Here is an 18,371-nt window from a genome sequence, read left to right on the forward strand (position 1 = left end):
CCATATTCTCACTAAACATTAAACAATGAAAAAACTAGTACTTTTAGCCCTCTTAGGAGTTACGATAATTTCATGTAAAAAAGAAGAAAAACCTGTTAAAGACTACTTAGTCTTCACTGGTAAAATTGAAAACTTCAAAAAAAGCAACATTACTTTAAATGGCTTTCGTTTTGAAAAGAAAATAAAATTTGATAGAAAGACTGGCTCTTTTATCGATACGCTTAGAATTAATAGAGATGGTTATTATACTTTATTATGTAATAAAAAACCAATTAATTTATACCTAACGAAAACGGACGATGCTGGTATTGTATTTGATTACAAAAATGCTGATGTGATAAATTTTGAAGGCACAAATGCAAAAATTAATAGCTACCTTCATGAAAAACAAAAAACATGGCCTGAAATACTTGTTAGCGCTAACAAATACTTTGCTTTAGATGAAGAAGAGTTTTTGAATAAAACTAATGAATATAAAGATGCTGTAACGGAGCTTTCTATTGCTAAGCAATTACCTGCTGATTTCTTAAAACAAGAAGTAAAAAACATTGATTATGAATGTTTAAGAAACATATATAATTATCAAGATTTTCATGCTACTTTAACTGGTAACAAAGACTTTAAAGTTTCAGAAGATTTTCCTGACCCATTAGAAAACTTTAACTACAGTAGTGGTTCTGACTATGTTAACTGCTACTTCTACAGAGCAATGTTAGAAACAGAGTTAAAAAACATGGCTAAAGAAAAAAATAAAGAAGGAGAAGATTATTATTTAACTTATCTAGAAACTGTACAAACTGAAGTAACTGATTCAATCGCTAAAAACGATTTGCTATACAATAGTGCTGAAAGTAGTATTACCTATGCCAGTGACTTAAAAGAGTTTTATAGAAAGTTCATGGCATATTCTACTAATAAAGCACACAAAAAAGAGATTACTAAAGATTACGAATTATTAAAAACTACTGCAAAAGGACAACCCGCTCCTAAGTTTAAAGATTATGTAAACTATGATGGAGGAACTACTTCTTTAGATGACTTATTGGGCCACGGAAAGTACTTATATATTGATGTTTGGGCTACTTGGTGTGCTTATTGTAAGAGAGAAATCCCTTTATTAAAGAGATTGGAACAAGAATACCATGGTAAAAACATTGAGTTTGTAAGCATTAATGTTGATGCTAAAGGGAATGATGAAAAATGGAAAGAAACTATTCAAGACAGAGAAATGACGGGTATACAGTTAATGGCTGGAGATAGCCATTTAAACTTAGACTGGGCTCAAAACTTCTTAATTAAAGGTTTGCCTAGGTTTATCATCATTGATCCAGAAGGTAATATTGTAAGTCCAAACGCTCCTGCACCATCAGAAGGAGAAAGATTAATCAATATGTTTGAAGAGTTAGGAATCTAAACCTTATTATCATAAACTAAAAAAAGCCGCTAAATTTAGCGGCTTTTTTTTAGTTTATATATTAAAACAATAATTTTAAAATCTATTATCTCCATCTAAGATATCTCCTAAACCACCCAAAACACTGCCTTCTCCTCTATCGCCTTTTCCTGTTTGTGGAGCCATAGCCAACACTCTACCTGCTAATCGACTAAATGGCAATGATTGAATATATACCGTTCCTGGACCTCTTAATTTTGCAAAGAACAATCCTTCTCCTCCAAAAATGGTATTCTTTATACCGCCTACAAATTCAACATCATAATCAACATCTTGGGTAAAACCTACAATACAGCCTGTATCTACTTTTAAAACCTCACCAGGTTGTAATACTTTTTTTGCCATGGTACCACCAGCATGCACAAAACCTATACCATCACCTTCCATTTTTTGCATGATAAATCCTTCTCCTCCAAACAGTCCTCTTCCTAAACGTTTTGAAAACTCAATTCCGATAGACACCCCTTTAGCTGCACATAAAAAAGCATCTTTCTGACAAATAAACTTCCCTCCAAATTCTGTTAAGTCAATTGGAATAATTTTTCCAGGATATGGGGAAGCAAAAGAAACTTGTTTTTTTCCTCGACCATCATTGGTAAAAACTGTCATAAACAAACTTTCACCTGTTAATATTCGTTTTCCTGCAGAAAAAATTTTCCCTAGCAACCCTTTTTCTTGATTTGAACCATCTCCAAAAATCGTGTTCATTTTTACATCGGCATCCATCATCATAAAACTACCACTTTCGGCAACAACTCCTTCTTGTGGGTCTAATTCTATTTCTACATACTGCATTTCTTCTCCAAAAATGCGATAATCAATTTCGTGTGCATTCATATTTTTTTGTTTTTATACTTATAAGAAGATTTTTTTATTGTTTTGTTACAAATGATTCATTTTCTCTTAAAATTTTTAATACATCAAGAGCTTTAAAAGTCACTTCTTTCCTTTCTTTATTAAAAAATTCCATAGAAAAACTCTTTTGAGGCACAACGTTTGTTGCAAAGAAAAAAACATTGCTTTTAACCAACACATAGCCAACAAACCAACCATTGTTTTCTTCACCTCTAATCGACCAACCTGTTTTACCTCTCAATGTAAACAAGTTGTTTTTAGATAATACCATCATTTTTTTTACAATACTATCGGTTCGCTTTGAAATAGGTAAACTAGAATTGTATAATCTTTTTAAAAAGTCGATTTGTTCAAATTGACTGATTTTAGATTTTCCTTCTAACCAAAAGTTATCTAAAGTTGTTTCGTTTACATCCATTGAACCAAAAGCTAACTTTTCTAAATTAGACTTCATTCTTTCAACTCCAATTTTTCTAGCAACTTCCTGATAACAAGGAACACAAGAATAATAAAAAGCCTCTTTAAATAGTAAATCTTGTTCCCAAACTTTTAAAAACCTTGATTCTCCATCCCATTTAAAAATTGTACTATCACTTTTAACGACTTCTGTTTCTAGAGCAATGATAGAATTTGGAATTTTAAATGTTGACGCTGGTAAATTTCCTTTTTTACACCAATCAAAATCATTAGAATAATACACATCTTTATACAAATCATAAACTAGTATAGCTCCTTCTAATTTTGCCTTATCAAGTATTTCTTGAAACTGATTATTAACTAAAAACTTTGTTTCAACTTTCTCTTTTTTACTCTTTTCTACACTCTCACAAGAAAATAGCAGTACTATAATTATAAAAATATAATTAAACCTCACCACAAAACTAATTTTTAACCTTTAAACTCCATTCATATTCAAATTTTGAAACAGAAATCTCTTCTTCGTTAAAACCTTCTGAAGTAACAGTTATTGTTTGCCCTTCACCTGTATCTATTGCTTTTTGTATAGTTTCTCTTATTAATTTACCATCGTTACATTCAAAACGAATTTTCCCTGTAGCTTTTTTAGTAAAGGTTCCATTCATATTAGTAACCAACATTGAAATTTTTTTGTTCGACGCATCTATTTCTTTCATTACCAAAATACCTGTTGATAATTCTGATGCCATTCCCTGTACCGCCCAGAACATCGATTTAAACGGATTTTGATTCACCCATCTATGGGTAACTTTAACCACTGCCGTATCGTTAGTAAGTGATTTTAATCGTACTCCAGTAAAAAAAGCTGAGGGTAACTTAAATAATAAAAAGGCATTAACTTTTTTAGGTGTAAACTTCATTTTTTTCAGTATTTACAGGCAATGTACAGCTTTTTATTTAATTATTTCGTTTCATTTAAATGTTAAATTTTGTTAATTTTTAGTACTATGTATTGCATAATACCTTTTAAAAGATATATATTTGCATTGTAAAGTATTATATAAATCATTTCACTATGCAACACAACGACCAAAATACCAATGCTTTTTTAATACATATCTCTGCTTTTGCAGGGTATTTATTTCCTTTAGGAAGCATTATTACCCCACTTATATTATGGCAAACTTTAAAAGAGCGAAGTCCCTTTTTAAATGAACATGGTAAAGAAGCCGTTAATTTTAACATCAGTTATAGTTTGTATATTTTTATACTAAGCCTCTCTTTTATCCCTTTTTTCTTCAGAAGAATTTTCAACGGATTTGAGGGGATGGACATCGACTTTGGTGGATATCACGGTTATGGAGGATTGTTTGGCATTTTTGGATTTGCTTCTGTTGTAAGCATTGTTGCTCTTATAAAAATAGCACTGATAATTATAGCTGCGATGAAAGCAAACAAGGGTGAGATGTATAGATATCCACTTACAATAAAATTTATAAAATAACCATAAACCGCATTACATGAAGATAGAAAACACAAAAGCACAAATGCGTAAGGGCGTTTTAGAATACTGTATCTTATCTATTTTACAAAAAGGAGATGCATACACCTCTGAAATACTCTCAAATCTTAAAAGTGCTGAAATGATTGTGGTTGAAGGAACCATATATCCGTTGCTTACCCGCTTAAAAAATGCAGGATTATTAAGTTACAGATGGGAAGAATCAACCTCTGGACCACCAAGAAAATATTACGTACTCACCGAGAATGGCGGAATGTTTTTAAAAGAATTAGATAAAACATGGCATAATTTAGTAAACGCAGTAAACCAAGTAACAAGCACAAAATCAACTAAAAATGAATAAGACAATAAATATAAACCTAGGCGGATTTTTCTTCCATATAGATGAAATTGCCTATCAGAAATTAAAACGATACTTAGACGCTATTGCTCGTTCGTTAAGCGATGACCCACAGGGTAAGAATGAAATTATAGCCGATATTGAAGCTCGCATTAGTGAGTTATTATCTGAAAGAATCACCGATGCTCGTCAAGTTGTAAATGAAAGCGATATAGAAGAAATTATTGCGATTATGGGGCAACCTGAAGATTATGCCGAAGCGGAAGAAGGATATAGCGAAAACACTTCTTACACCTATAAAAGAAATACAGCTAACAAAAAAATGTTTAGAGATGGCGATGATAAGTTTTTAGGAGGAGTTTGTTCTGGACTTGGACATTATTTCAATATCGATGTTGTTTGGATTCGTTTAGCTTTCCTTATTTTAACATTGGCCGGATTTGGTTTTGGAATTATAGGATACATTATTTTATGGGTTATACTACCAGAAGCTAAAACTACTTCCGAAAAATTACAAATGGAGGGAGAAGCAGTAAATATTGATAATATTGAAAAAAAAATTCGCAATGAATTTGAAAACCTTTCCTCAAAAGTAAAGGAAGGCGCCCATGATTTATCGGATAAAATTTCAAATGCTGATTATCAAAAACTACGCAACCAAACTAAATCTGGTTTTCAGGATTTTATAGACACTATGGGTAAAATTTTACTAGCCGTATTCAAAGTGTTTGGTAAATTCATGGGCGTTTTATTAATATTTATTGCTGGGATTACAATCATTTCATTATTACTGACCTTATTTTCGGTAGGTAGCTTAGAGATCTTAAATTTTGATGGAGACATGATTCATTATCCTCCTTTCTTTTACGATTCAGCAATGCCTAAATGGTTGTTAATGACATTTGTATTTTTCTTGATAGGAATTCCTTTTGTTGTCCTATTTATTTTAGGATTACGAATTTTATCTCCTAATATTAAAAGACTCGGTATTGCAACCGTTTTAACATTGTTTGGACTTTGGTTAATCTCTTTATTAGCAATCGGTTTCTCTGGTATTGAATATTTTACTACACATGCTTACGATGGTGCACATGTTTCAAAACATAGTATTACATACAACCAAGAAGAACCTTTAAAAATACGAGTAGTAAACGATGATAATATTTACTATCAACACAATTTACGCAATAGAGATAATTCAATATCTGTTCATGTAAATGATAAAGAAATGAAGTACTCTAATGATATAAATATTGATGTTCGCAAAAGTGAAACTGGCAGTGCTTATATAGAAATTAAGAAAACTTCTGAAGGAAGAAAGCGAAATGATGCCAATAGCAATGCAGAAGCTGTTCTATACAACTTTAAAACAGCTAACAACACTATTGTTTTTGATGCCTTTTTTATTAGTGAATACAAAAACATGTGGAAAGATGAAGAAATTGACGCTGTTGTATACATTCCTGAAGGAACAACTATATATTTTGAAGGTTCGTCTCGTAACTTTTTAGATGATGTAAAAAACGTTCAAAACGTATACGATCGTGATATGGCCAATCATCATTTTAAAATGACTTCTAAAGGTTTTGACTGTTTAGATTGTGACGAAGAAGACATCAACAATAATGAAGATTCTGATGATTGGGATTCTGATAATGACGATGAAGTAAGTTTCTTATTTGATAGTACAATTAATGATGCAAAAGCTGAATTTATCATCTCAAAGAAAACTACTGAAAATGAACTTAACAAATTAATTGACTGGTTTAAAGATCGCAAAAACATAGATATTGATATTGTTGACTCAAAATTTAATACTGACAAAACAATTAGCAATCTCGTTTTGGAAATTGATTGTAACGATGGATATGCAGGTAGTATTAAAATTTCAAACGGTACTTTAGATACTATATCAAAAGGTTTCCGTAGACTGTATAATGAAGAAGGAGCTTTGAGCTTTAAAACTTGGTAAATGCATAAACTGAAAAACTATGAACGATGTATTTGACTTCTTCTTTAAGGGTAACTTTTTTATGAAAATAGTTACACTTTTATACACGCTATTACTATCATGGGTAATGAACGGACAGGTACAAGAAATCCCTAACTACAAACCTGTTGATATTGATTTACACAATCAAATTACAACAATGGATAGCATATTCTTTAACGCTTATAATACTTGTGACATGAAAACACAGTCTGATATTTTAAGTGATGATATTGAGTTTTTTCATGACAAGGGAGGTTTATCTATTTCTAAAAGTGAAATTATAGCGGCCACTAAAAAAAATATTTGTGGTAAGGTCACTCGAACCTTAATAAAGGGAAGTATTGAAGTATACCCTATTAACAACTATGGAGCCGTTCAAATAGGTTATCATAAGTTTTTTAATAATAGAGAACCTAATGCTAAATCTACCCCTAGTAAGTTTATCGCCATTTGGAAAAAAGAAAACGCAAAGTGGTTGATGACAAAAGTAATTAGCTTACATTAAAAATATAGTTGATACTAACAACATTAGTTCATTGGTTTAGCTAACTCCGATGACACTAATACTTGGTTTTATTAGTTAAGCCAAAGCTGTACAGCTTTGGCTTTTTTCTTTTTATATTTGATACTACATTCAAAAAAAGTAACTTCGTTATCTAACAAATTTTACAATGGTAGCAGAAATAATTACAACTATCCTTTTTTTAATTGCAGTGATCGACCCTCTAGGAACAGTTCCTGTATATTTAGAAGCTACCAAACAATTAGATACATACCACAAGAAAAAAGTAGCTATCCGCGCATCGTTCATTGCTTTTTTAATTCTACTATTCTTTATTGTCGTAGGACAAATTATTTTAGAAGGTATGAAAGTTACTCTAGATGCTTTTCAAATTTCTGGAGGTGTTATCCTTTTCCTTTTTGCTTTAACTATGATTTTTGGTGAAGGAAAACCTGAATCTGAAAAACATTTAATTTCAGATTATAAACATGTTACTATTTTCCCTGTAGCAATTCCTTCAATAGCTTCACCAGGAGCTATCATGGCAGTAGTATTATTAACTGACAACCATATATATACTATTCAACAACAAACCATCACTACCTTACTCGTTCTTTTTGTAGTAGCACTCACTATGATAATTCTTTTATTGGCCAGCCGTATACAAAAAAGGATTGGCGAATATGGTATTACAGTTATCAGTAAAGTAATGGGGCTTATCTTGGCCTCTTATGCTGTACAAAGTATTTTAAGTGGGCTAAAAGGCTTTTTTTTAATGGCTAACTAAACTAGCACTTAAAAAGAGTAAAAAGAACATCTCTTTTAATTTTATCAACCTATTTTAAGGGTACCTTTTTCACTTACAAACCTTTATTTTTGTTAGATAATGATTTTTAATTACTAATGGTCTTTGAGATTGAAAAAGTACAACTAATGAAACTATTCTCATAAATTTCTAAATTTTTCGAAACAGAATTTCCATTAAATCAACATGGGCTTGATCAATTATTTTTTTTATTTAAGGTTGAAAAAACATGCTAAAGGAAGTATCTTACTTCAAAAAAAACCTAAAGAAAAACACTTATTCACTACTTAACAAAGTAACTCATTGTTTAATTGCTCATCAACATCCAAACCATATAAATAATGCTGGTGTACAGTTTTTAATTAAAAATAACATTCCTGTTACCTGTAGTATAAAAACATGAAGAAGCGTTTAAAAAACGAAAGATAAACATTGTACAAAGTTTAAAACACTGGGAAAAACAAGCTTTTTAGGAGGCAAAATTGAAGAAATACCTGCGAGACACGGTTATGGTTTTGCTGCTAAACTCATAGGAAATGTACTTGGTTTTTACATATAACTACCCAACCAAAAATCTATTTACCTCAGCTCTGATACCGCTTATGTAGCACATAAAATACTTACCAATTACAAACCTAAAATTAGTGTATTGCATGGGAAACTACCCAGTTTGATCTTTTTAAACAACTTATTAAGAATGTAGAAGATATCTTAAAATTTATAAAAACTCATCTGGTTCTGTCATCGGTAATCATATGGAAGCTATTAACCATTGTTCTTTAACTCGAGAAAAACTTAATTTAAAACTATACTGCAACAACATAATGTACATCACAATGTTTACCTTCCTGAAGATGGAGAGTTGTAACTATTGAGTAAAAGTCTCTTATATTTACATAACCATTATTATGAATAATATGAAACAGAAAACTTTAGTATTAGCTACTCTATTCATCACTATTGCAACCTTTACTCAAAACATTCCTAAAAAAATGAATGAAGGTGATTTTTCCATCGGAAAAACGGTTCAAATAAAATCGACCATTTTAAAAGAAAACAGAACGCTCAATATTTATTTTCCCGCAAGCTACGATATTGATAAATCAAAAAAATATCCAGTGATTTATTTACTAGACGGTTCTAAAGATGAAGACTTTATTCACATTGCTGGAATTGTGCAATTCGGTTCTTTTCCTTGGATAAACATGCTTCCTGAAACTATAGTCGTTGGTATTGGAAATGTAGATAGAAAAAGAGATTTTACCTATCCTTCTACTCTTGAAATTGATCAAAAAGAATTTCCTTCTTCTGGAAAATCTAAAGAATTCATTCAGTTTCTACAAAAGGAACTGTTACCCTTTATCGATGCCAACTACAGAACCACTAATAACAAAACATTAATCGGACAATCGCTAGGTGGTCTTTTAGCTACAGAGGTTTTATTTAAAACTCCCAATCTTTTTAACAACTACATAATTGTAAGCCCAAGTCTTTGGTGGGATGCTGAAAAACTTTTAACCTTTGTTCCTGCTAAATACAATACTAAGAAACACATTTATATTGCTGTTGGTAAAGAAGGACCTGTTATGGAGCGAACTGCTAGAGAATTATACGACAAACTGCTCCACAAAGCCGCTGATAACTCAAAAATTTACTTTGATTTTTTAGAAGATAAAACTCATGGTGATGCACTACACGAAGCAGTATACAATGCTTTTGGAAGCATTTATAAATCAAGAAAATAAAATATTCTAAACAACAAACTTTCTTTTTATTTAGTTTACCACTACAAGCCTTTGCCGAACCACCTTTTTTAAGCAAAATAAAACCAAAGTACAACTCACTATCGGCAATGAGATGCCCACAAGCAAACACATAATAGCAGAAAATAATCTCTTTTGTAAATTTTTAGTTAGGAACTCTATCTGCGAAAACACTTGTTTACTATGGTTCTTAAAATGACGAAACTTTTGAGTTGTTGTTTAGAGTATATATCTTATGTTTATTCTTTAATAGCATTAAAATTTCTGAAATATTTTACCAAAACTCATCCCCTAAAACAAAGTCAAATTGACTTTTAAAAAACCCTTTTTTAGTAAAAATTGTCTTTTTTTTAACCAAAAAGACAATCACCAAAGAAAACTGACTCAAAACAAACACTAATAAAACAAAATTCACTTTTATGTGTACTAAAAAAAATTAAATTCATTTAATTTGTAGCAAATTTCAATAAACTATGTCATCAAAAAATAAACTAGAACGTTTTGTTAATACAACTGAAGAATTGGTCTCTCCAGAGTACATTCGTAACCGCTTCTCTAAAATTATGTCGGATATGTACAAGAAAGAGGTACCGCTTTATGGTGAGCTACTTAATTTGGTTCATGACATAAATGATGCCGTTCTTTCAGAGTCTAAAGAAATTGAAGAACAGTTAGCACATACTGGCGAATTAACTCGACTAAATATGGAACGCCATGGAGCTATTCGTTTAGGTAAGCCCTACGAACTATTTACGATGAGGCGTTTGTTTAAGGTTATGGGAATGTATTCTGTTGGCTACTACGATTTAGCCCCAGCTGGTGTTCCTGTTCATTCTACGGCGTTTAGAGCTATTGAAAGCACTGCTCTTAATCAAGCTCCATTTAGAGTTTTTACCTCTTTATTACGTATCGATTTAATTGATGATGCTCAGCTTCGTAACAATGTTGAAACGATTTTAGAAAAACGTCAAATTTTTACAGAAAAAGTTTTGCAACTCATTGAAAAGTCTGAAAAACAAGGGGGGTTAAATAAAGAAGATGCCGAAACCTTTGTTCAAGAAGCTCTAGAAACTTTTCGTTGGCACGATACTGCTACTGTAGATTATGAAATGTACGAAGCTTTACTAAATCAACACCGATTAATTGCTGATGTCGTTGCTTTCAAAGGTCCTCACATTAATCACTTAACTCCTAGAACTTTAGACATAGACAAGGTGCAAGTAAGCATGGAGGCTCGTAACATTCCACCAAAAGACAATATAGAAGGCCCTCCGGCAAGAAAATGCCCTATTTTACTACGCCAAACGAGTTTTAAAGCATTAACTGAAAAAGTAACTTTTAAGAACAATGTTGAAAAAGAAGAAATAGGCGAACACAAGGCTCGTTTTGGTGAGATTGAACAACGGGGTGCGGCATTAACTCAAAAAGGACTTGATTTGTATCATGAGCTGTTAGGCAAAACACGTAAAGCTATCGGTGGATCACCAACTGCTGAAAACGCCTCAGAATACAATGAATTATTAGTAGAAAACTTTAAAGTTTTTCCTGATAATTACAACGAATTACACTCAAAAGAGTTGGCTTATTTCCATTATTTCACTACCGATAAAGCAAAAACGTTATCTAAAGAAAAAGTGTATACAAAAGGTGATGTAAATCAATTATTAGAGGGGGGGTATTTAAGCATAGAACCTATGGTTTATGAAGATTTCTTACCTGTAAGTGCAGCAGGAATTTTTGCTTCAAACTTAGGTACAGATGATGCTAAGCGTGAATATGAAGGAACCTCTAATCAATCATTATTTGAAAAAGATTTGGGAGAACCTGTTTATAAGTTAACAAAATGGTATGAAGATATGCAAGATGAAAGCATACATAACTGCTTGGCAGAAATAAATGCTTAATCATAAAATTAAGTATTGAAAAAGTGTAGCCGTATATTTGCATTATCGGCTACACTTTTTCGTTAAAAACGATTGTTTATCTTGTAGCTTATATTAAGTTTATCCTAATAAAATTATTCTTTTGGAAAATCAATTTGATTATATAGACAAACAAATACTTTCAAAATTACGTTTAGATGCACGTAAACCTTACTCACAAATTGCGGAAGAATTAAAAGTTTCCAACTCCTTAATTCATCAGCGTATTAAAAAGCTAACCGCTGAAGGTGTAATTAAAAATGCAGAATTTGTTTTGGAAGAAAAAAGCTTAGGCTATAAAACCAAATCATACACTGGGATTCGACTTCGAGAAGCACGTTTTGCAAAAGATGTTCTAAAAGAACTAGAAAAAATTCCTGAAATAACCGAGTGTAATTTTGTTTCGGGTTACTACGCTATCTTTATTTTGATTTATGCAAGAGATAATGAACACTTGCAAAAATTACTATACGATAACGTACATTTGATTAATGGAGTAGCTGGAACCGACACATTTATTTGTTTTGATACTTGCTTTAAACGAAACATTCCTATTGAATAATTTAACAATACAATACCTTTTCTAGCTTATTATATAAATGATACAGACAACACAACTAGAAACCTTCAAAAAATTATTAGCTGGCGAATTATTTTTTGACAACTTACATAAAAATATTTATGCCACTGATGCTTCGGTATATCGTAAAATCCCATTGGCAGTTGCCTATCCTAAAAATGCACAGGATATTCAACTATTAATTGATTTTGCTACTAAAAATAACATCACCTTAATTCCACGAACCGCAGGAACTTCGTTAGCTGGACAGTGTGTTGGAGATGGAATTGTGGTAGACGTTTCTAAGTACTTTACCAACATCTTGGCCTTTGATGAAATGAACAAAACCATTACGGTAGAGCCTGGAATTATTCGTGACGATTTAAACCGCTTCTTACAACCTTTCGGATTGTTTTTTGGGCCGAATACCTCAACCTCTAACCGTTGTATGATTGGTGGAATGGTAGGTAACAACTCTTCAGGAAGTACTTCTATACGTTACGGAGTTACTCGCGATAAAGTCATTGCTATTCAAGGGGTGTTAAGTGACGGTAGTGAAGTTACCTTTTCTGAAATTACTTCAACTGAATTCAATCAAAAGAAAATACAAAATTCGTTAGAAGGAAACATCTATCGAGCAATTTATACTGAACTTTCTCAAGAAACCGTTCAACAAGAAATAAAAAAAGAATTTCCGAAAGAAAGCATCCACCGAAGAAATACAGGATATGCAGTTGATGAGTTTTTAACTTCCGAGTTATTTGGTGGGACAGAACCAACTATCAATCCTGCTAAATTTTTATCAGGAAGCGAAGGAACCTTAGTCTTTTCAACAGCTATTACCATTCAACTAGACGACCTACCTCCTACACAAAGTATTATGGTATGTCCGCATTTTACTAGTGTAAACGAAAGTTTAAAAGCCACTGTTACTACCATGAAACACACGCTCTATGCTTGTGAATTAATGGATAAAGTAATTTTAGATTGTACTAAAAACAACCGTGAGCAAGCTAAAAACCGTTTCTTTTTACAAGGTGATCCTGAAGCGGTGTTGATGTTAGAAGTTTCGGCAGATACTATTGAAGAAGCAGAAGTACTAGCCGATACACTTATTGAAGATTTAAAAGCAAATAACTTTGGATACCACTATCCTAAAGTATATGGCGAAGACATTGCTAAAGTACATCAACTACGGAAAGCTGGTTTAGGACTACTAGGAAATATTGTTGGAGATGATAAAGCGGTAGCTTGTATTGAAGACACAGCTGTGGCTTTGGAAGATTTACCTATCTATATTGAGGAATTCACCAAAATTATGGATAAATATCAGCAAAAAGCAGTGTATTATGCACATGCAGGAGCTGGTGAGCTACACTTACGTCCTATTTTGAATTTAAAGAAAAAGGAAGACGTAGTACTGTTTAGAAAAATAACTACTGAAACTGCGGAGTTAGTTAAGAAATATCAAGGATCATTTAGTGGTGAGCATGGTGATGGTATTGTACGTGCTGAATTTATTCCGCTGATGATTGGTGACAACAACTACCAATTATTACGAAGAATAAAAAAAGCATTTGATCCGAACAATGTGTTCAACAAAGGAAAAATTACCGATGCTTTTCCGATGGATCAAAGTTTGCGTTATGAGGTTGACCGAAACGAACCTATTATTGAAACTATTCAAGATTTTTCAGATAGTGAAGGTATATTAAAATTAGCCGAAAAATGTAACGGTTCAGGTGATTGCCGTAAGTCTCCCGAAGCTGGTGGAACCTTGTGTCCGAGTTACCGAGCAACTCGTAACGAAAAGGAAACTACTCGAGCTAGAGCCAATACACTACGTGAAGTTTTGACTAATAACACCGCTCAAAACAAATTCGACTCAAAGGAATTAAAAGAAATTCTCGACCTGTGTTTAAGCTGTAAAGCTTGTGCTAGTGAATGTCCGAGTAATGTAGATATTGCTTCTATGAAAGCAGAATTCTTGTACCAATATCAAGAAACAAATGGATATTCTTTTCGTAGTAAATTGTTTGCTAACAATGCTAAGTACAACAAATTAGGAAGTAAGTTTCCTGTGCTAACAAATTTCTTTACCAATACTACCTTAGCTAAAAAGGTTATGGGAGTTGCCACAGAACGTTCTGTTCCTAAGTTAGCAAAACAACCTTTAAGTACTTGGTTAAAAAAACATCAATCAACCAACTCAACAAAAACCATCTACTTATTCAATGATGAGTTTACCAACTATTACGACGCAGAAATTGGAAAAGATGCAGTTGTTGTATTAGAAAAGTTAGGATACGAAGTAAAAACAATAAACCACGAAGAAAGTGGACGTAGTTATATCTCGAAAGGATTTTTAAAAGAAGCTAAAGAGATTGCTAATAAAAACGTAGACACCTTTAAAGAATTAATTTCTAAAGAAACGCCATTAATAGGAATAGAACCTTCGGCTATTTTAACCTTTAGAGACGAGTACTTACGCTTAGCGGATGATAAAACGTCAGCCAAAAAACTTTCTGAGAATTCTTTTACTATTGAAGAGTTTTTGGCAAACGAACATGCCAAAGGTTCGGTAGATACCACTAAATTTAGTAATGAAACAAAAGAACTTAAAATACATGGGCATTGTCACCAAAAAGCTTTGTCTAGCACACATGCTTCTTTTTCTATATTAAATATTCCTAAGAACTATAAAGTAACAATTATGAATACAGGTTGTTGTGGTATGGCGGGTTCTTTTGGGTATGAAAAAGAACATTATAAAGTAAGTATGCAAGTGGGTGAAGACACGTTGTTTCCTAAGGTTAGAAACTGTTCGGTTGATACAGAAATAGTTGCTGCTGGTACGAGTTGTCGTCATCAAATTTATGATGGAACAAAACGTTTAGCAAAACACCCTGTAACAATTTTAAGAGAAGCTTTACTATAAATAATTGATTTTCATATCTTTATTTTGTACTTTTAAGACGATTAACTCTTAAAACGTACTCTTATGGCGAGCAATAAAATCATATTTAGCAATGCACTGCTAATTTTTGCAGGTATTGTTGGCTTCTTTCTCATTATGAAAATTTTTGGATTGGAAGATGTTTCTGAACTGCGTTTTTTAAACTTTGCTTTCGTTCTTTATGGTATTAACAGAGCTATAAAAACCAATATTGTCAAAAACCATGAGTCGTTATATTTCAGCAACTTTTTATTAGGGATTGGAACCTCTATAATTGCTGTAGCCTTAACTATTTTGGGGCTAATTATATATGTAGATTTTATAGATGCTGGTTTTATGACAATACTTGAACAGTCTTCTTTTTGGGGACAAAATTTAAGTTTACCCCTAGTTGTATTTGCATTAGCTATAGAAGGGATTGCATCTTCTGTAATCTGTTCTTTTATTTTAATGCAGTACTATAAAAATTATAAAGTTTCTAACACAATGGTTACTTAAGCTTTTGGTAAAAAAACCTCAGCCATCATGCAACGAGCACTTCCACCACCACAGGTTTCTATAGTTTCTAGTGAACTGTGTAGTATTTTGCAATGCTTTTCTATAGCTTTAATTTGATTTGGGTTTAATGAATGAAAGGCGGAAGAACTCATTATAAGGTAACGCTCATCATTTGTTCCTTTAACTTGCAACATATTTCCTGCAAATTGTGTTACTTGTTGTTCTGAAATAGCAATAACTTCTTTTCCATCCGACTTTAAGTGTTTTAATAAGTTTTTCTTTTCTTTTTTATCATCTATCGAATCTAAACACACCACCGCAAAACTTTCAGCAACACACATCATTACGTTTGTATGATAAATAGCTTCTCTCCTTCCCTCAACTGTTTGGTTTGCTGTAAAAATTACAGGAGTATATTCAAAATCTTCACAAAACTCAATAAATAATTCTTCATCTGCACGAGGAGACAGAGCGCAATAGGCTTTTCTGTTATGCCTATCTAAAATCATGCTTCCAGTTCCTTCTAAGAAAACCTCCTCCTCTTCTGCTTCAGAGTAGTCTACAACATTTTCTATTACAAACCCTTTTTCTTCCAAAATCTCTAGTACATCTTCTCTACGCTCAAAACGTCTATTCTCTGCAAACATCGGATAGATAGCTACATCTCCGTTTTCATGAAAAGAAATCCAGTTATTTGGAAATAATGCATCGGGTGTATTAGGCTCTTTAGTGTCTTCAACAACTACTACAGTAACACCAACAGCTTCCAATTTTTCTACAAAAGCATCAAATTCTTCTTGCGCCTTAGCATTGATTGATGCAGGTAACATTCCTGACAACTCTTGCTGGTAATAATTATTTACGGCTGTTTGCTCATTCATCCTAAAGTTTGCGGGACGAACCATTACTATTGTATGTGTTATTTGTTGCATACTGCGAAGGTAATAAGATTTTGGATTTTTATTACAGCAAAAGAGAACAACTAAATTTTAATTATACGATGTTAATTTATCCTATTTTTTCTCTGATTTGTCCTATCGCAACCACCTTCTCTCATTTTACTTTTGTTTAAAAAAACATGAATCATTTATTTCAAACAATTTTAGTAGGTATTGGTGCTACAGCAACCATGGATGTTTACTCTATCATTTTAAATTACTTTGGTATCAAAACACTTGATTACAAATTTTTAGGCCGTTGGATTGGTTATTTTTTTGACGGTAAATTTTCTCATCATACAATATTTACCGCTCCTTCCATAAAACATGAGCACCTAATTGGTTGGGTTGCACACTATACGATTGGAATTATGTTCGCTTTACTTTTAGTACTTATTTTTGATAAAAAATGGCTTGAACACCCTACTCTTTTACCAGCTTTAATCATAGGGATAGTAACTGTTATAGCTCCTTTCTTTTTTATGCAGCCTGCGTTTGGATTAGGAATTGCTGCTTCTAATGTTCCTGATCCAATCAAAGCTAGAATAATGAGTTTAATAACACATACCGTATTCGGTTTTGGATTATTTTTAAGTGCAAAGATTTTAAATATTCTAATTAAGTAATTAAGCTTAGTTTATTAGATATAACATTTTATCTCTTATGCAACAAAACCACTAATACTATTAGTTATTAGTGGTTTTGTTTTTTACATACGAAGTTTATTTTTCACTAATTATATCTGCCAAATAGCTTGCATCTTTTGATACACCTCCTAGAGTGGCAGAACCACGAGTATACATCCAAGGTAAGCCTATAAAATATAATCCTTTAATATTACTCACTCCCCTGTAATTTTTTGGGTAATTATCTGCATCTAACTCCAACCCTTCTATCCACTTAAAGTTTGGACGATATCCCGTTGCCCAAATAATATTTTTTATTGATGTTACTTTCTTGTTTTCAAAAACAACTTCATTATCTAACGCATCTTTAGTTCTTCCTACTGTAACTACATTTTCACGGGATAGAATTTCTTTTACATCCGTACCAATTACAGGCTGTAAAGAAGTGCTTATTTTTTTCCCTATCCAACTGTATTTGCTAAATTTTAAAAATCCAATTAGAGTAAACCACCACCATAACGTTTTTCCTAAAAACTGCTGGGGTAAAGTTTTTACTTTAGTAGTTCCCGAGAAATATACCGTCTTTGACTTTTTATCCTTAGATATCTCATCCAAAATTTGATATCCTGAATCTCCTCCTCCAACAACTAGCACATCTCCTTCTTGTAACTGTTCACTGTTTTTATAGTAATTACTATGCATTTGTAACACCTCATCTGATAATTTTGTATGACAGGGAGGCGTATATGGTATGTGAAATGGCCCCGTTGCTACAATTACATTTTTTGCTACAAGTGCTCCTTCATTATATAATGCATGAAATCCTTTTGCTGATTTTTTAACAGAAGTTACCAATGTATTCAGTTGTACAGGAATATCAAATTTCTTTACATACGATTTAAAGTAATTGCTAACCTCGTATTTAGAAGGATAATGACCTTTTGGAGCATTAAATTTTAAACCTGGTAAGTGATTATATTCAGTTGGTGTAAATAGCTTTAAAGAGTCCCATCTATTGAGCCAAGAGGCTCCAATTTCTTCTTCTCCATCTACTACTATAAAACTTTTTTCCATCTTTTTTAAGTGGTAAGCCATGGATAAGCCTGCTTGCGCACCACCAATAATCACAAAATCTAACATCTAAAATCATTTTCATTAAGGCTCAAATATAGATACTTTAAACAAGCACGTCAAACTTTTCTTGGAACTGAAGACTTTCTTA

The 18,371-nt window shown here is 32.3% G+C and carries 17 protein-coding genes; 12 read left to right on the forward strand and 5 right to left on the reverse strand.

Annotated features, from left to right (window positions below; all coding sequences use genetic code 11):
- Positions 1-25: 25 nt before the first annotated feature.
- On the forward strand, positions 26-1,414 hold the full coding sequence (locus V1T75_RS03685; RefSeq protein ID WP_330487213.1) for a TlpA family protein disulfide reductase: 1,389 nt from the start codon (positions 26-28) through the stop codon (positions 1,412-1,414).
- A gap of 75 nt (positions 1,415-1,489) precedes the next feature.
- Here V1T75_RS03685 and V1T75_RS03690 read toward each other — a convergent pair whose 3' ends face one another.
- The 3 genes from V1T75_RS03690 to V1T75_RS03700 are packed head-to-tail and all read right to left on the reverse strand — an operon-like array spanning position 1,490 to position 3,645.
- Positions 1,490-2,290, reverse strand: a complete 801-nt coding sequence (locus V1T75_RS03690) for a TIGR00266 family protein (RefSeq protein ID WP_330487214.1) — start codon at positions 2,288-2,290, stop codon at positions 1,490-1,492.
- Between the two features lie 34 nt (positions 2,291-2,324).
- Positions 2,325-3,182 carry a class D beta-lactamase gene (gene blaOXA / locus V1T75_RS03695; RefSeq protein ID WP_443082040.1) on the reverse strand — a complete coding sequence of 286 codons (858 nt, stop codon included), beginning with the start codon at positions 3,180-3,182 and terminating at the stop codon, positions 2,325-2,327.
- Positions 3,183-3,189: 7 nt separating this feature from the next.
- Positions 3,190-3,645, reverse strand: a complete 456-nt coding sequence (locus V1T75_RS03700) for a DUF4442 domain-containing protein (RefSeq protein ID WP_330487216.1) — start codon at positions 3,643-3,645, stop codon at positions 3,190-3,192.
- Between the two features lie 155 nt (positions 3,646-3,800).
- On the opposite strand from V1T75_RS03700, the gene V1T75_RS03705 reads away from it, so the two are divergent.
- The 10 genes from V1T75_RS03705 to V1T75_RS03750 all read left to right on the forward strand — a co-directional run bounded on the left by V1T75_RS03705 (position 3,801) and on the right by V1T75_RS03750 (position 15,585).
- On the forward strand, positions 3,801-4,229 hold the full coding sequence (locus V1T75_RS03705; RefSeq protein ID WP_330487217.1) for a DUF4870 domain-containing protein: 429 nt from the start codon (positions 3,801-3,803) through the stop codon (positions 4,227-4,229).
- A 16-nt stretch (positions 4,230-4,245) separates the two neighbouring features.
- On the forward strand, positions 4,246-4,590 hold the full coding sequence (locus V1T75_RS03710) for a PadR family transcriptional regulator (RefSeq protein ID WP_330487218.1): 345 nt from the start codon (positions 4,246-4,248) through the stop codon (positions 4,588-4,590).
- The gene (locus tag V1T75_RS03715; RefSeq protein ID WP_330487219.1) at positions 4,583-6,559 is read left to right on the forward strand and encodes a PspC domain-containing protein; all 1,977 of its coding nucleotides are present in this window, start codon (positions 4,583-4,585) and stop codon (positions 6,557-6,559) included. Before V1T75_RS03710 ends, V1T75_RS03715 begins: the two co-directional genes overlap by 8 nt.
- 19 nt (positions 6,560-6,578) lie before the next feature.
- On the forward strand, positions 6,579-7,085 hold the full coding sequence (locus V1T75_RS03720) for a nuclear transport factor 2 family protein (protein WP_330487220.1): 507 nt from the start codon (positions 6,579-6,581) through the stop codon (positions 7,083-7,085).
- A gap of 166 nt (positions 7,086-7,251) precedes the next feature.
- Complete coding sequence (locus V1T75_RS03725; RefSeq protein WP_330487221.1) at positions 7,252-7,869, forward strand: MarC family protein; 618 nt, start codon at positions 7,252-7,254, stop codon at positions 7,867-7,869.
- 935 nt (positions 7,870-8,804) lie between these two features.
- Positions 8,805-9,632 carry an alpha/beta hydrolase gene (locus tag V1T75_RS03730; protein ID WP_330487222.1) on the forward strand — a complete coding sequence of 276 codons (828 nt, stop codon included), beginning with the start codon at positions 8,805-8,807 and terminating at the stop codon, positions 9,630-9,632.
- Positions 9,633-10,123: 491 nt separating this feature from the next.
- Positions 10,124-11,554: a 2-oxoadipate dioxygenase/decarboxylase HglS gene (hglS, locus tag V1T75_RS03735; protein ID WP_330487223.1), complete on the forward strand. Its 1,431-nt coding sequence runs from the start codon at positions 10,124-10,126 to the stop codon at positions 11,552-11,554.
- Between the two features lie 121 nt (positions 11,555-11,675).
- Positions 11,676-12,134 carry an Lrp/AsnC family transcriptional regulator gene (locus V1T75_RS03740; RefSeq protein ID WP_330487224.1) on the forward strand — a complete coding sequence of 153 codons (459 nt, stop codon included), beginning with the start codon at positions 11,676-11,678 and terminating at the stop codon, positions 12,132-12,134.
- 37 nt (positions 12,135-12,171) lie between these two features.
- Positions 12,172-15,069: an FAD-binding and (Fe-S)-binding domain-containing protein gene (locus V1T75_RS03745; RefSeq protein ID WP_330487225.1), complete on the forward strand. Its 2,898-nt coding sequence runs from the start codon at positions 12,172-12,174 to the stop codon at positions 15,067-15,069.
- 63 nt (positions 15,070-15,132) lie between these two features.
- Positions 15,133-15,585: a hypothetical protein gene (locus V1T75_RS03750; RefSeq protein ID WP_330487226.1), complete on the forward strand. Its 453-nt coding sequence runs from the start codon at positions 15,133-15,135 to the stop codon at positions 15,583-15,585.
- On the opposite strand, the gene ctlX is transcribed toward V1T75_RS03750, so the two are convergent.
- Entirely contained in the window at positions 15,582-16,517 is a 936-nt protein-coding gene (gene ctlX, locus V1T75_RS03755) for a citrulline utilization hydrolase CtlX (protein ID WP_330487227.1), read from the reverse strand. The two genes, V1T75_RS03750 and ctlX, sit on opposite strands and share 4 nt — an antisense overlap.
- 146 nt (positions 16,518-16,663) lie before the next feature.
- Here ctlX and V1T75_RS03760 point away from each other — a divergent pair, with 146 nt between their 5' ends.
- On the forward strand, positions 16,664-17,149 hold the full coding sequence (locus tag V1T75_RS03760) for a DUF2938 domain-containing protein (RefSeq protein WP_330487228.1): 486 nt from the start codon (positions 16,664-16,666) through the stop codon (positions 17,147-17,149).
- A 96-nt stretch (positions 17,150-17,245) separates the two neighbouring features.
- Here V1T75_RS03760 and V1T75_RS03765 read toward each other — a convergent pair whose 3' ends face one another.
- On the reverse strand, positions 17,246-18,289 hold the full coding sequence (locus V1T75_RS03765; protein ID WP_330487229.1) for a flavin-containing monooxygenase: 1,044 nt from the start codon (positions 18,287-18,289) through the stop codon (positions 17,246-17,248).
- Positions 18,290-18,371: the final 82 nt, after the last annotated feature.

The sequence above is a fragment of the Tenacibaculum sp. FZY0031 genome (genome assembly GCF_036350695.1).
Classification (GTDB): domain Bacteria; phylum Bacteroidota; class Bacteroidia; order Flavobacteriales; family Flavobacteriaceae; genus Polaribacter.

What these genes read in the sequence shown, in the direction of transcription:
- V1T75_RS03685 (WP_330487213.1), top strand. Translation starts at nt 26, where the DNA reads ATGAAAAAACTAGTACTTTTAGCCCTCTTAGGAGTTACGATAATTTCA.
- V1T75_RS03690 (WP_330487214.1), bottom strand. Translation starts at nt 2,290, where the DNA reads ATGAATGCACACGAAATTGATTATCGCATTTTTGGAGAAGAAATGCAG.
- V1T75_RS03700 (WP_330487216.1), bottom strand. Translation starts at nt 3,645, where the DNA reads ATGAAGTTTACACCTAAAAAAGTTAATGCCTTTTTATTATTTAAGTTA.
- V1T75_RS03705 (WP_330487217.1), top strand. Translation starts at nt 3,801, where the DNA reads ATGCAACACAACGACCAAAATACCAATGCTTTTTTAATACATATCTCT.
- V1T75_RS03710 (WP_330487218.1), top strand. Translation starts at nt 4,246, where the DNA reads ATGAAGATAGAAAACACAAAAGCACAAATGCGTAAGGGCGTTTTAGAA.
- V1T75_RS03715 (WP_330487219.1), top strand. Translation starts at nt 4,583, where the DNA reads ATGAATAAGACAATAAATATAAACCTAGGCGGATTTTTCTTCCATATA.
- V1T75_RS03720 (WP_330487220.1), top strand. Translation starts at nt 6,579, where the DNA reads ATGAACGATGTATTTGACTTCTTCTTTAAGGGTAACTTTTTTATGAAA.
- V1T75_RS03725 (WP_330487221.1), top strand. Translation starts at nt 7,252, where the DNA reads ATGGTAGCAGAAATAATTACAACTATCCTTTTTTTAATTGCAGTGATC.
- V1T75_RS03730 (WP_330487222.1), top strand. Translation starts at nt 8,805, where the DNA reads ATGAAACAGAAAACTTTAGTATTAGCTACTCTATTCATCACTATTGCA.
- hglS (WP_330487223.1), top strand. Translation starts at nt 10,124, where the DNA reads ATGTCATCAAAAAATAAACTAGAACGTTTTGTTAATACAACTGAAGAA.
- V1T75_RS03745 (WP_330487225.1), top strand. Translation starts at nt 12,172, where the DNA reads ATGATACAGACAACACAACTAGAAACCTTCAAAAAATTATTAGCTGGC.
- V1T75_RS03750 (WP_330487226.1), top strand. Translation starts at nt 15,133, where the DNA reads ATGGCGAGCAATAAAATCATATTTAGCAATGCACTGCTAATTTTTGCA.
- ctlX (WP_330487227.1), bottom strand. Translation starts at nt 16,517, where the DNA reads ATGCAACAAATAACACATACAATAGTAATGGTTCGTCCCGCAAACTTT.
- V1T75_RS03760 (WP_330487228.1), top strand. Translation starts at nt 16,664, where the DNA reads ATGAATCATTTATTTCAAACAATTTTAGTAGGTATTGGTGCTACAGCA.
- V1T75_RS03765 (WP_330487229.1), bottom strand. Translation starts at nt 18,289, where the DNA reads ATGTTAGATTTTGTGATTATTGGTGGTGCGCAAGCAGGCTTATCCATG.